The organism is Streptomyces sp. NPDC046881 (genome assembly GCF_040645015.1).
In the GTDB taxonomy this organism is placed as follows: Bacteria; Actinomycetota; Actinomycetes; order Streptomycetales; family Streptomycetaceae; genus Streptomyces.
In genome coordinates, this window is sequence record NZ_JBEYXJ010000006.1 from 38,610 (window position 1) to 51,565 (window position 12,956).

The 12,956-nt window shown below is 71.0% G+C and carries 12 protein-coding genes; 6 read left to right on the top strand and 6 right to left on the bottom strand.

Annotation, left to right across the window (positions count from 1 at the left end; genetic code table 11):
- Positions 1–29 precede the first annotated feature (29 nt).
- Together ABZ923_RS05175 and ABZ923_RS05180 are read left to right on the top strand one after the other, a co-directional pair.
- Positions 30–1,028 (top strand): helix-turn-helix domain-containing protein, encoded by a 999-nt coding sequence (locus tag ABZ923_RS05175; protein ID WP_361467022.1) that lies wholly within the window; start codon positions 30–32, stop codon positions 1,026–1,028.
- 94 nt (positions 1,029–1,122) lie between these two features.
- The gene (locus ABZ923_RS05180) at positions 1,123–1,617 is read left to right on the top strand and encodes an LURP-one-related family protein (RefSeq protein ID WP_361467025.1); all 495 of its coding nucleotides are present in this window, start codon (positions 1,123–1,125) and stop codon (positions 1,615–1,617) included.
- Between the two features lie 7 nt (positions 1,618–1,624).
- Here ABZ923_RS05180 and ABZ923_RS05185 read toward each other — a convergent pair whose 3' ends face one another.
- A complete protein-coding gene (locus tag ABZ923_RS05185) occupies positions 1,625–2,425 on the bottom strand; it encodes a carbon-nitrogen family hydrolase (protein ID WP_361467027.1) in 801 nt (266 codons plus the stop codon).
- A 183-nt stretch (positions 2,426–2,608) separates the two neighbouring features.
- On the opposite strand from ABZ923_RS05185, the gene ABZ923_RS05190 reads away from it, so the two are divergent.
- Entirely contained in the window at positions 2,609–3,433 is an 825-nt protein-coding gene (locus tag ABZ923_RS05190) for a maleylpyruvate isomerase family mycothiol-dependent enzyme (protein WP_361467030.1), read from the top strand.
- Positions 3,434–3,457: 24 nt separating this feature from the next.
- On the opposite strand, the gene ABZ923_RS05195 is transcribed toward ABZ923_RS05190, so the two are convergent.
- The gene (locus ABZ923_RS05195) at positions 3,458–4,765 is read right to left on the bottom strand and encodes an MFS transporter (protein WP_361467033.1); all 1,308 of its coding nucleotides are present in this window, start codon (positions 4,763–4,765) and stop codon (positions 3,458–3,460) included.
- On the bottom strand, positions 4,762–5,436 hold the full coding sequence (locus ABZ923_RS05200; protein ID WP_361467036.1) for a GntR family transcriptional regulator: 675 nt from the start codon (positions 5,434–5,436) through the stop codon (positions 4,762–4,764). Before ABZ923_RS05200 ends, ABZ923_RS05195 begins: the two co-directional genes overlap by 4 nt.
- Before the next feature lie 190 nt (positions 5,437–5,626).
- Between ABZ923_RS05200 and ABZ923_RS05205 the strand changes: the two genes are divergently transcribed.
- Both ABZ923_RS05205 and ABZ923_RS05210 read left to right on the top strand, forming a co-directional pair.
- The gene (locus tag ABZ923_RS05205) at positions 5,627–6,529 is read left to right on the top strand and encodes a D-alanyl-D-alanine carboxypeptidase (protein WP_361467038.1); all 903 of its coding nucleotides are present in this window, start codon (positions 5,627–5,629) and stop codon (positions 6,527–6,529) included.
- A gap of 192 nt (positions 6,530–6,721) precedes the next feature.
- Complete coding sequence (locus tag ABZ923_RS05210; protein WP_361467040.1) at positions 6,722–7,699, top strand: Bro-N domain-containing protein; 978 nt, start codon at positions 6,722–6,724, stop codon at positions 7,697–7,699.
- 76 nt (positions 7,700–7,775) lie between these two features.
- On the opposite strand, the gene ABZ923_RS05215 is transcribed toward ABZ923_RS05210, so the two are convergent.
- The 3 genes from ABZ923_RS05215 to pdhA are packed head-to-tail and all read right to left on the bottom strand — an operon-like array spanning position 7,776 to position 11,407.
- A complete protein-coding gene (locus ABZ923_RS05215; RefSeq protein WP_361467043.1) occupies positions 7,776–9,179 on the bottom strand; it encodes a dihydrolipoamide acetyltransferase family protein in 1,404 nt (467 codons plus the stop codon).
- A 10-nt stretch (positions 9,180–9,189) separates the two neighbouring features.
- On the bottom strand, positions 9,190–10,167 hold the full coding sequence (locus ABZ923_RS05220; RefSeq protein ID WP_361467045.1) for an alpha-ketoacid dehydrogenase subunit beta: 978 nt from the start codon (positions 10,165–10,167) through the stop codon (positions 9,190–9,192).
- A 1-nt stretch (position 10,168) separates the two neighbouring features.
- Entirely contained in the window at positions 10,169–11,407 is a 1,239-nt protein-coding gene (gene pdhA / locus ABZ923_RS05225; protein ID WP_361467047.1) for a pyruvate dehydrogenase (acetyl-transferring) E1 component subunit alpha, read from the bottom strand.
- A 490-nt stretch (positions 11,408–11,897) separates the two neighbouring features.
- On the opposite strand from pdhA, the gene ABZ923_RS05230 reads away from it, so the two are divergent.
- Positions 11,898–12,944, top strand: a complete 1,047-nt coding sequence (locus ABZ923_RS05230) for a phosphotransferase (RefSeq protein WP_361467049.1) — start codon at positions 11,898–11,900, stop codon at positions 12,942–12,944.
- Positions 12,945–12,956 lie beyond the last annotated feature (12 nt).

The following is a 12,956-nucleotide window of genomic DNA, read 5'->3' on the forward strand; positions in this document are numbered from 1 at the left end:
CCGCGGTCGGCGAGTGCTAGAAATCGCACATGCCGCAACGATCCTCTCACCGTGTCGTGCTGGTGGTCGACGACAACTCCAATCCCTTCGAGATGAGCTGTGCCATCGAGATCTTCGGTCTCGCGCGACCCGAACTGGGGCGGCGGCTCTACGACTTCCGACTGTGCGCGGCCGAGCCGGAGACCCGGATGCGGGACGGTTTCTTCACGCTCACCGGGGTCGCCGGTCTGGAGGCCGCCGAGTCCGCCGACACGCTGATCGTGCCGAACCGGCCCGACACCCACGTCCCCCGTTCGGAGCGCGTCCTGGACGTGGTCCGGCGGGCCCACGCGCGGGGCGCCCGGCTCGTCGGCTTCTGCTCGGGCGCGTTCACCCTGGCGGAGGCCGGGCTGCTGGACGGGCGCCGGGCGGCCTGCCACTGGATGTGGGCGGACGCCTTCCGGGCCCGCTTCCCGCGGGTGCGCCTGGAGGCGGACGTGCTCTTCGTGGACGACGGCGACATCCTCACCGCCTCCGGCAGCGCCTCCGCGCTCGACCTGGGCCTGCACCTGGTGCGCCGGGACCACGGCGTGGAGATCGCCAACCACGTCTCCCGGCGGCTCGTCTTCGCCGCCCACCGCGACGGCGGACAACGGCAGTTCGTGGAGCGGCCGGTGCCCGCGGTGCCCGACGAGTCGCTCGGCCCGCTGCTGGCCTGGGCGCAGGAGCGGCTGAACGAGCCGCTGACCGTCGCCGGCCTCGCCGCCCGCGCGGCCGTCTCCCCCGCCACCCTGCACCGCCGCTTCCGCAACCAGCTGGGCACGACTCCGCTGGCCTGGCTCACCGGGGAACGCGTGGCTCTGGCGTGCCGGCTGATCGAGCGGGGCGAGGAACGGCTGGACGTCGTGGCGGCGCGCAGCGGCCTGGGCACGGCGGCCAATCTGCGGGCCCGGCTGCGGCGGGAGACGGGGCTGAGCCCGTCGGCGTACCGCAAGCGCTTCGGCGCGGGATCCGCGCAGGCGACGGCGGCCGGCGGCAGCGGCCCGTGAGCGCACCCGCCGGTCCGGGGCGTCCGCCACCCCCCGCGGGACGGAATGCGGCGAATCCGGGACGATCGACCGGTGCCGGGGAAGCATGACCCGTATGAGATTCCTCGTACGCGACCGGATCCTCGGCATCGGTGACGACTGGTGGATCGAGGACGAACACGGCCGGAAGGTCTACCTCGTCGACGGCAAGGCGATGCGGCTGCGCGACACCTTCGAGCTGAAGGACGCCCAGGGCCGGGTACTGATCGACATCCACCAGAAGATGCTCGCCCTGCGCGACACCATGGTGATCGAGCAGGACGGCGAACCCCTGGCCCGGATCAGGCGCAAGCGGCTGTCCCTGCTGCGCAACCACTACCGCGTCTCACTGGTGGACGGCACCGAACTGGACGTCAGCGGGAAGATCCTGGACCGCGAGTTCGCCGTGGAGTACGACGGCGAACTGCTCGCGGTGATCTCCCGCCGCTGGCTGAGCGTCCGCGACACCTACGGCGTGGACGTCGTACGGGACGACGCCGACCCGGCGCTGCTCATCGCGGTCGCCGTGTGCGTGATCCACCTGGCCGAGAAGGAGGACGAGGAGGACTGACCGTGGACTAGCTCGGGCGCCGGGGCGGTTCCAGGCCCACCACCCGGTCCTTGAGCGCCGGGAACTGTTCGCGGGTCGCGGCCACCTTCGCCGGGTCCAGGTCGACCGTGAGGACCTCCTCCCCGGAGCCGGCCTCGGCGAGCACCTCGCCCCACGGATCCACCACGATCGAGTGACCCGCCTGCGGAACTCCGGCGTGGGTCCCGGCCGTTCCACAGGCGAGCACGAACGCCTGGTTCTCCACCGCCCGCGCCTGAGCCAGCAGCGTCCAGTGCGCGCGTCGCCGCTCGGGCCAGCCTGCCGGGATCACCAGCGTCTCGGCGCCGGCGTCGACGAGTCCGCGGAAGAGTTCGGGGAAACGGAGGTCGTAGCAGGTGGCCACGCCGAGCGTGGTGCCGGGCAGCCGGACCGTCACCAGGTCACGGCCCGCGCCCATCAGCACCGCCTCGCCCTTGTCGAAGCCGAAGCGGTGGATCTTGCGGTAGGCCGCGGCGAGTTCACCGGAGGGGGAGAAGACGAGGGACGTGTTGTAGAGGGGGCCGTCCGGGTCGCGTTCGGGGATGGAGCCGGCGTGCAGCCACACGCCCGCGTCGCTCGCCGCCTTGGCCATCGTCTCGTACGTCGGCCCTTCGAGCGGCTCGGCCTCCCGGCCGAACTCCTCGTAGGCGAAGGCTCCGGTGGTCCACAGCTCGGGCAGAACGACGAGGTCGGCCCCGCTCTGTTCCCGCACCAGCGCGGCCGCGCGCCGCCGCCGGGAGCCGACCGGTTCGTCCTCGTCCACGGCGATCTGGATCAGCGAGGCGCGCACACTACCACCGTCCTGGCATTCGAGTCGTCCACACAGGCCTACGATCGTCACACGAAAGCACTGCCGGGGTGCCTTTCAGCAGCGTAACTTAGCCTCTCAAGACACCCGCCGAAGTGCAGCCGCCGCCCGCTGGCAATGCCGCCACAACCTGCCCGTGTACCGACCGCCGAGGGGTCCCGTTCCGTGAGTCTGCATCCCACCCTCCAGCCCTACGCCGACGCCTGGACCCACTCCATCGAAGCGATATCCGAGATGGTGCAGTCGCTCGCCGAGGGCGAGTGGAACCGGCGGACACCCTGCCCCGGCTGGTCCGTGCGGGACATCGTGTCCCACGTCATCGGCCTGGACTGCGAGCTGCTGGGCGACCCGCGCCCCATCCACGCCCTGCCGCGCGATCTGTTCCACGTCACCACCGAGCACCAGCGCTACATGGAGATGCAGGTCGACGTCCGCCGTCATCACACGGCGCCGGAGATGACGGCCGAGCTGGAGTACACGGTCATCCGCCGCAACCGCCAGCTGCGCAACGAGTCCCGGGACCCCGCCACCCTGGTGCGCGGCCCGCTCGGCACCGAGGTCACCCTGGAAAAGGCCTACCGCACCCGGGCGTTCGACGTGTGGGTGCACGAGCAGGACCTGCGCGCCGCCCTCGGCCGCCCCGGCAACCTGGACTCGCCGGGCGCGTACGTCACCCGGGACGTGCTGCTGGAGGTGCTGCCCAAGGTCGTCGCGCACGACGCGAACGCCCCGCGCAGCTCGGCGGTCGTGTTCGACGTGCACGGTCCCGTGGAGTTCCTGCGCACGGTCCGCGTCGACATCCAGGGCCGCGGCACCGTGGAGACCGCCCCCGCCCTCGGCCCCGCGGCCGCGCTCACCCTCGACTGGGAGACCTACGTCCGCCTGGCCTGCGGCCGGGTGAGCCCGGAGGCGGTGGCGGACCGGGTGAAGACGGAGGGCGACCAGGACCTGGCGGCGGCGATCCTGCGCCACTTCGCCGTGACCCCGTGAGACGGAGCCGCCGGCACGGGCCCCCTAGGCAGGGACGTGCACCGTCTCCACCCGGCTGGCCACCAGCCGCTCCCGCTCGCGCCGGGCCGCCCGCCCCCGCAGCCGCAGGATCTGGCTGATCCCGAGCGCCTGGAGCACGAACACGGCGCTGAACGCCACGGTGTAGTCGTCGCCGGTCGCGTCCAGCAGCACGCCGATCGCGAACAGGGTCGTCATGGAGGCGATGAAGCCCCCCATGTTGGTGATGCCGGACGCCGTGCCCTGCCGCTCGGGCGGGTTGGCCGGCCGGGCGAAGTCGAAGCCGATCATCGACGCCGGCCCGCACGCGCCGAGCACCGCGCACAGCACCAGCAGCAACCACATCGGCGCGTGGTCACCGGGGTAGGCCAGCGTCACCGCCCACAGCAGCGCGGTGGCGCCGACCGTGCCCAGCACCAGCGGCAGCCGGGCCGCGTGGTGCCGGGCGATGACCTGGCCGTAGACGAGGCCGATCACCATGTTGGACAGCACGACGAGGGTGAGCAGCTCACCGGCCGTGGCGCGGCTGAGGCCCTGCGCCTCGACGAGGAACGGCAGGCCCCACAGCAGCAGGAACACCATCGCCGGGAACTGGGTGGTGAAGTGCACCCACAGGCCCAGGCGGGTGCCCGGCTCCCGCCAGGACGCGGCGATCTGCCGGCGGACGTAGGCCGCGCCCTGGTGCGGGGACGGCTCCGGCTCCTGGCCCTGGGGGTGGTCCTTCAGGAACATCAGGGTCAGGACCAGGACGACCGCGCCGGCCAGCGCGCTGCCCGCGAACGCCGGCGTCCAGCCGAGGCCGTGCAGCAGCCGGGCCAGGACCAGCGTGGAGACCAGGTTGCCCGCCATGCCGACCAGGCCGGCGAGCTGCGCGACCAGCGGCCCGCGCCGGGCCGGGAACCAGCGGCTGCCGAGCCGCAGCACGCTGATGAACGTCATCGCGTCGCCGCAGCCCAGCAGCGCCCGGGAGGCGAGCGCGGTGCCGTACGAGGGGGAGAAGGCGAAGCCCAGCTGCCCGGCGGTGAAGAGGACCGCCCCGATGCTCAGCACCTTCTTGGTGCCGAGGCGGTCGACCAGCAGGCCGACGGGTATCTGCATGCCCGCGTAGACCAGCAGCTGGAGGATGGAGAACGTGGACAGGGCGGAGGCGTTGACGTGGAAGCGGTCGGCCGCGTCGAGACCGGCCACGCCCAGGGACGTCCGGAAGATGACGGCGACGAAGTAGACGGCCACACCTATGGACCACACGGCGACGGCCCGGCGTCCGCCCGGCGGGTCCCCCGGAAGGGTGGCGTTGCGCACCGGAGCGCTCATCGGACCTCACCCCGCGCGAGGTGGGAGAACCAGCCCACGTGCCGGTGCACGACGCCGACGGCCGCCTCCGCGTCCCCCGCGCGCAGCGCGTCCAGGATCTCCTCGTGCTCGGCGAGCGTCTTGGCGATCCGGTCGGGGTGGGAGTGCATGACGGCGACGCCCATCCGCAGCTGGCGGTCGCGCAGCTGGTCGTAGAGCCGGGAGAGGATCTCGTTGCCCCCGCTGCGCACGATCTCGGCGTGGAAGCAGCGGTCGGTGACCGCTGCGGCGGCCAGATCGCCGGCGGCGGCCTGCGCCTTCTGCTGCTCCAGCAGCTCGGCCAGTCGCTCCAGCAGGGCCGGCGGCGCGGGTACGGCCTTGCGGGCCGCGTGCTCCTCGACCAGCAGCCGGGTCTCCACCACGTCCGCGATCTCCTGCGCGGAGACCGGCAGGACGAGGGCGCCCTTCTTCGGGTACAGCCGGATGAGGCCCTCGACCTCCAGCCGCAGCAGCGCCTCCCGGACGGGTGTGCGCGAGACCCCGACGGCCTCGGCCAGCTCACCCTCCGTGAGCAGCGTGCCGCCCTCGTAGCGGCGGTCGAGGACACCCTGCTTGACGTGGGCGTACACGCGGTCGGCGGCGGGGGGCGGCTTGAGGGACTGCGGGGCGGGCTGCGCGACGGCCGTGTTCATGCCCACAGCATAGATACAACACGTACGCAAGGGACAGCACCGTCCATCATGCGGACGTGACGCAGCCACCCCGGAGCGACCGCACAACCTTCTGTGCTAGTTACGTGTCACACCCATGCGGCCCCCTTCCGTTGCCAGCTCAACCAGGCCGCACTCCAGGGGCATTTCACGACATTCGAGGTACATCACTTTGATTACCGGCATCCAGGGCATCCGCCTCCGCCGAGCCGCCGCCGTCGCCGTCACCTCCGGCGCGCTGCTCGCCACCGGTGCCCTCACCGCTGCGCCCGCGCAGGCCGTCACCGCGCCCTCCATCGTGGCCAAGGGCGGCTACCTCATGAACAACGCGAACGGCTCGACGCTGTTCGACAAGAAGAAGGACACGCGGCTCGCCACCGGCTCCACCACCAAGATCATGACCGCGAAGGTCGTGCTCGCGCAGTCGAACCTGAACCTCGACTCCAAGGTCACGATCAAGAAGATCTACAGCGACTACGTCGTCAAGAACAACGCCTCCCAGGCGCACCTGATCGTCGGCGACAAGGTGTCCGTCCGTCAGCTGCTCTACGGGCTGATGCTGCCGTCCGGCTGCGACGCCGCCTACGCCCTCGCCGACAAGTACGGCTCCGGCTCCACCACCTCGGCGCGGGTGAAGTCCTTCATCGGCAAGATGAACACCGCCGCCAAGAACCTGGGGCTGAACAACACCCACTTCGACTCGTTCGACGGCATCGGCAACGGCAACAACTACTCGACGCCGCGCGACCTGACGAAGATCGCCAGCAGCGCGATGAAGAACTCCACGTTCCGCACGGTCGTCAAGACGAAGTCGTACACCGCGAAGACGATCACCAAGACGGGCAGCACCCGCACGATGAACCCGTGGAAGAACACCAACGGGCTCCTCAGCAGCTACAGCGGCACCATCGGCGTGAAGACCGGCTCCGGCCCGGAGGCGAAGTACTGCCTGGTGTTCGCCGCCACCCGGAACGGCAAGACGGTCATCGGCACCGTCCTCGCGTCCACCTCCATCTCCCAGCGCGAGACGGACGCGAAGAAGCTGCTCAACTACGGCTTCGCCAAGCTGGGCTGACGCCCCGGACACCGGAATTCCCCTGGGAAGGGCCCCTCGCACACCTGCGACGGGCCCTTCCCCCTTGGGACCACACAACAGGGCTGTGGCGCAGCGGAATTGCCATACATCCCACGCAATCGTGAATATCCACCTTTTCCGCTGGCATATTCCCTTTCATCCGCTCTACGTTCCGCGGCGGAGGTGGTTCCCATGAACGAACCCAAGAAGCGGTCCGAACCCGTCGGGCAGCACAACGCGATCGACGTCAGCGACTTCGTGTACGCGGCCACCGGAGCCCGCGTCCGCCGGCTGACCATGCCGGACGGAAGCCACTGGTTCCCGGCTGTGGATGTCTGCAAGGAACTCGGGCACACCAACCCGCAGAAGGCACTCTCCGACCATGTGCCGACAGACCACCGAGAGTCTCTCGAGACCCTAACTGGAGGTTACGGTCTCAGCATTCCCGCAGGTAGGGAGTGGCGTCGAGACCTGAACGTCATCTCTCTGCAGGGTCTCATCCTGCTCGTCAACGCCTGCACGAAGCCCGCCTGCGCCCCCTTCAAACTGTGGGTCGCCGAAGTCATCGAGACCGTACAGCGGGAGGGTTCCTACTCTCTCGAAGAGGCCGAGGTGCAGCCGACCGAACCGGGCGCGCCCATCGCGTACGCCATGCCCGAGCAGGTCGCGGAGGCCATCGTCCGGCTGGAGGCGCACAACCTCCAGCTGGACGAGGAGCTGGCGAACGGGCAGCGCGAGTCGATCGCGTTGCAGAAGGAGATGCTGACCGTCCAGCGGGAGACGCTGGCGACCCAGAAGGCCACCCTCGCCGTGCAGCAGGCTCTGGTCCGGGCGCTGGAGCGCATCGCGGACCGGTTCGACACGCTCGTCCTCGCGCGTCCGGTGCCCGGCGGTCAGCCCGCCGCACCGCCCACCACGGAGTCCGTGCTGGCCGACTGGCGGCAGCGGTTGTCCGTGACCGAGGACGTGTGGACGGTGGCCGTGGTCATCGCCCCGATCCTCGTCGAGAAGGGTGAGCTGCGCGAGCGGCTCGAGGTCATCGCGGCCCGTACGGGGATGTCGGTGCACCGCGTCAACGAGTGCCTGCGCCTGCTGCGCAAGCACGCCTGCATCCGCTCGCAGGGCGGGGCGGACGACGGAGCGCCGGTGTACGTGCTCAACCGGGACTGACAAGAGAGGGGGCGGTCGCAAGACGAAGTTGCGGCCGCCCCCTTCGGTCTCAGACGTTACCCGTCGAGACGGGCCTTCATGCCCAGGTGATCAGCCTTTTCGGCTGTTCCAGGATCGCCGCGACGTCCGCCAGCACCTTGGAGCCCAGCTCGCCGTCGACCAGGCGGTGGTCGAAGCTCAGGGCCAGGGTGGTGACCTGGCGCGGCTTCACCTTGCCCTTGTGCACCCACGGCTGGAGCTTGATCGCGCCGACCGCGAGGATCGCCGACTCGCCCGGGTTGAGGATCGGGGTGCCCGTGTCGACGCCGAAGACGCCGACGTTGGTGATGGTCACCGTGCCGCCCTGCATCGCCGCCGGGGACGTCTTGCCCTCGCGGGCCGTCGTCACCAGCTCGCCCAGCGCCTGAGCCAGCTGCGGGAGCGTCTTGGCGTGCGCGTCCTTGATGTTCGGGACGATCAGGCCGCGCGGGGTGGCCGCCGCGATGCCCAGGTTGACGTAGTGCTTGACCACGATCTCCTGGCTCGCCTCGTCCCAGGACGCGTTGATCTCCGGGTTGCGCTTGATGGCGACCAGCAGGGCCTTGGCGATCAGCAGGAGCGGGTTGATCCGCAGCCCCTGCATCTCCTTGTCCTGCTTCAGCTCCTCGACCAGCTTCAGCGTGCGGGTCACGTCCACCGTCACGAACTCGGTGACGTGCGGCGCGGTGAACGCCGAGCCGACCATCGCCTGCGCGGTGGCCTTGCGGACGCCCTTGACCGGGATGCGGGTCTCGCGCGCGGTGTCGTACGACGCCACGGGCGCCGGGACCGCGGCGGTGGCCGGGGCCGCGGGGGCCGCCGTGACCGGGGCCGCCTGCTCGGCCGTCCGGGGCGTGGCCGCCGCGTGGACGTCCTCGCGGGTGATGATGCCGTCCGGGCCGGACGGGATGATCGCGCCCAGGTCGACACCCAGGTCCTTGGCCAGCTTGCGCACCGGGGGCTTGGCCAGCGGGCGCGGCTTCTCGTCGACCGTGCCGCCGTGGCCGTTCAGCTCCGCCTGGATCGCCTGCGCCGGCACGCCGGCCTCGGGACCCTTGCGGGGGCGGCGCCTGGTGGAGGAGGTCGCCACGCCGTAGCCGACGAGGACCGGCTGGCGGCCCTCCGGCTTCGGCTCCTCCTTCGCCGGGGCGGGTGCCGCCGCGGGCTGCTCGGCGGGGGCCTCCGGGGCGGCACCGCCGGCCCCGGCCACCGCCACCGCGATGATGGACGTGCCGACGTCCACCGTGGTGCCCTCGGGGAAGTGCAGTTCGCGGACCACACCGTCGTAGGGGATGGGCAGTTCGACGGCCGCCTTCGCCGTCTCCACCTCGCAGACCACCTGGCCGTCCGTCACCGTGTCGCCCGGCTGGACGTACCACTTGAGGATCTCGGCCTCGGTGAGTCCCTCGCCCACGTCGGGCATCTTGAACTCGCGTACGGACGCTTCCGTCATCGTCGTCACGACCCTCTCCTCAGTACGCCAGCGAGCGGTCGACGGCGTCGAGCACACGGTCCAGGTCCGGCAGGTACTCCTCTTCCAGGCGCGCCGGCGGGTACGGGGCGTGGTAGCCGCCGACCCGCAGGACCGGTGCCTCCAGGTGGTAGAAGCAGCGCTCGGTGATCCGGGCGGCGATCTCCGCGCCGGAGCCGAAGAACACCGGGGCCTCGTGCACCACGACCAGGCGGCGGGTCTTCTCCACCGAGGCCTGGACGGAGTCGAAGTCGAGGGGGCTGACCGAGCGCAGGTCCAGGACCTCCAGGGACTTGCCCTCCTCGGCCGCCGCGTCCGCGGCCTCCTGGCACAGCTTCACCATCGGGCCGTAGGCCGCCAGGGTGAGGTCCGTGCCCTCGCGGACCACGCGCGCCTTGTGCAGCGGGTGGGGGATCGCCTCGGGGTCGACCTCGGCCTTGTCCCAGTAGCGCCGCTTCGGCTCGAAGTAGATCACCGGGTCGTCACTCTGGATGGCCTGCTGCATCATCCAGTAGGCGTCGGAGGAGTTCGACGGCGAGACGACCTTCAGGCCCGCCACGTGGGCGAACAGCGCTTCCGGCGACTCCGAGTGGTGCTCGACCGCGCCGATGCCGCCACCGTAGGGGATGCGGACGACGACCGGCAGCTTGACCTTGCCCAGCGAGCGGGCGTGCATCTTGGCGAGCTGGGTGACGATCTGGTCGTAGGCCGGGAAGACGAAGCCGTCGAACTGGATCTCCACCACCGGGCGGTAGCCGCGCAGGGCCAGGCCGATCGCGGTGCCGACGATGCCGGACTCGGCGAGCGGGGTGTCGATGACCCGGCTCTCGCCGAAGTCCTTCTGCAGGCCGTCGGTCACCCGGAACACACCGCCGAGCTTTCCGACGTCCTCGCCCATGACCAGCACCTTGGGGTCGGTGTCCAGGGCACGGCGCAGCGACTCGTTGATGGCCTTGGCCATCGCCATCTTCTCGGCCATCTCAGTGACCCCCTTCATCGGCGAACGACGCCTGGTAGGCGGCGAACTGGGCGCGCTCCTCGTCGACGAGCGCGTGCCCGTCCGCGTACGCGTTCTCGAAGATGGCGAAGTGGTCCGGGTCGGGCATGGCGCGGACCGCTTCGCGCACTCGCCTGCCCAACGCCTCGGACTCGCTCTCGAGTTCCGCGAAGAATCCCTCGTCCGCGTGGTTCGAGGCCTCCAGATACCGGCGGAGGCGCAGGATCGGGTCCTTCGCCTCCCAGGCCAGCCGCTCCTCGTCGCCCCGGTAGCGGGTGGGGTCGTCGGAGGTGGTGTGGGCGCCCATGCGGTAGGTGAACGCCTCCACCAGGGTGGGGCCCTCGCCGTTGCGGGCGCGCTCCAGCGCCCACTTGGTCACCGCGAGGCAGGCCAGTACGTCGTTTCCGTCGACACGGACGCCCGGGAAGCCGTAGCCCTGCGCGCGCTGGTAGAGCGGGACGCGGGTCTGGCGCTCGGTCGGCTCGGAGATCGCCCACTGGTTGTTCTGGCAGAAGAACACCACCGGGGCGTTGTAGACCGCGGCGAAGGTGAACGATTCGGCGACGTCGCCCTGGCTGGAGGCGCCGTCGCCGAAGTAGGCGATGACCGCCGAGTCCGCGCCGTCCTTGGCCACGCCCATCGCGTAGCCGGTGGCGTGCAGCGTCTGGGAGCCGATGACGATCGTGTACAGGTGGAAGTTGTTGCTGTTCGGGTCCCAGCCGCCGTTGTTCACGCCGCGGAACATGCCGAGCAGGTTGGTCGGGTCCACCCCGCGGCACCAGGCGACGCCGTGCTCGCGGTAGGTCGGGAAGACGTAGTCGTCCTCGCGGGTGGCCCGGCCGGAGCCGATCTGGGCGGCCTCCTGGCCCAGCAGGGAGGCCCACAGGCCCAGCTCGCCCTGGCGCTGCAGGGCGGTGGCCTCGGCGTCGAAGCGGCGGGTGAGCACCATGTCGCGGTACAGGCCGCGGAGGTCTTCGGGGGTGATGCCGGCGACGTAGGAGTCGTACTCGGCGTTCTCGACCCGCTCGCCCTCGGGCGTCAGGAGCTGCACGAGTTCCGGGTCGGTGCTCTTCTTGGCGGTGCTGCGGGTGGTACGGGTGGTGCGCTTGGTGCCGGTGGCTCCGGTCGTACCGGCGGTCGTGCCGGTCTTGCTGCCGGTGGTGCCGGCCTTGCCTGCGGCGCTGCGTCGCGGCTTGCGCGCGGCACTGCTCTCCACGGTCACGTGTGCTCCTCCGTCGTTCCGGCCCCCGGGGTTGCCGGTAGGCCAGTGCGGCTCACCTGTTTCGACCACCGGGCACGGGGTGGGTGCCACTCGGCCGGGAACAGGCGTGACAGGTAGCCCCGGCGAGCGCCCTGCAACCATCACGTTACCCAGTGCCCCACATTTCTGTGAAACCCCGTTTGACCTGCGATTTTGCTTGGATTTCCAAGTAAATCGAGGTGGTGTGAAAGCGCGCTGGTCACAGCCTTGCGCCAGTCCGAAGCACCCGCACGTTATCCCGCGCACCCAGGTCACGGGAAGGGTTTCATGTGAGACCGACCTCGTAGGCGAAGAGGGAAAAGTCAGGTCATTTCCGATCAGTGACCTCGGGGCCGCCGGGCACCGCGCGCGTGCGGGCGGAAAAGCCCTCGCGTGACCGAAAGCGACCGTCGGCGACTGCCTGTGACAAGCCCCAGCTCACAGGGGCTGCGCGTGCCCTACCATCTGGCGCGTGCCGCGCTCATGTGTACCACCCCCCGTATCGCATGCGCCCCCTCTGGGCGCCCTGCTCCGCCTGTACGCCGCGGGAACCGCCCTCACCTGTGAGCCGGTCGAGCAGGGCCTCCTCAACCGCGGCTACCGGCTGTGCACCACCCGCGGCCGCTACTTCCTCAAGCACCACTTCGATCCGGACACCGCCGACCCGGCCGCCATCGAACGCCGGCACCGTGCCACCCAGCGCCTGGCCGACCTCGGCGTCCCGGTCGCCCCGCCGCTCGCGGACCGCGAGGGCCGCACGGTCGCCGTCATCGGCGGCCACGCCTACGCCCTGCACCCCTGGATCGACGGCAGGCACCGCCACGGCGGTCAGCTCACCCGCGGGGAGAGCGCCCGTCTGGGGGCGCTCCTGGGCGCCGTACACGCCTGCCTGGAGCGGGTGATGCCCCCCAAGGGACGCACCCGGCCGGCGGCCGGCCCGCACCCCGTGGAGAGCGCCGACCCGGCCGACACCTTCGCCCTCATCGACGACCTGCTCGCCCACGTGCGCCGGCACCGGCCCGCCGACGCCTTCGACGAACTCGCCCGGCACCGGCTGCTGGAGCGCCGCGCGCTCCTGGAACAGCACGCGGACCGGCGCCCGCCGCGCGGCGGTTCGGTGGGGTGGGTGCACGGCGACTTCCACCCGTTCAACCTGCTCTACAAGGACGACGACGCACCCGCGGCCATCGTGGACTGGGACCGGCTCGGCGTGCAGCCGCGCGCGGAGGAGGCGGTACGCGCCGCCGTGATCTTCTTCGTGCGGCCGGGCGGGACGCTGGACCTGCCGAAAGTGCGTGCCTACGCGCGCGCGTACCGGCGCGCGGCCGGCGCCTCGCCCTCGGAGCTGCCGGCGGCCGTGCACCGGGTGTGGTGGGAACGGCTGAACGACTTCTGGATGCTGCGCTGGCACTACGAACGCGGCGACACGCGCGCGGACTGCCAGTTCCCGGCCGCGTCGGCGCTCGCCGTGTGGTGGACGCGCGAGTACGACGCGGTGTGCGACGCGTTCGTGCGGTGAACGGCCGGCGTC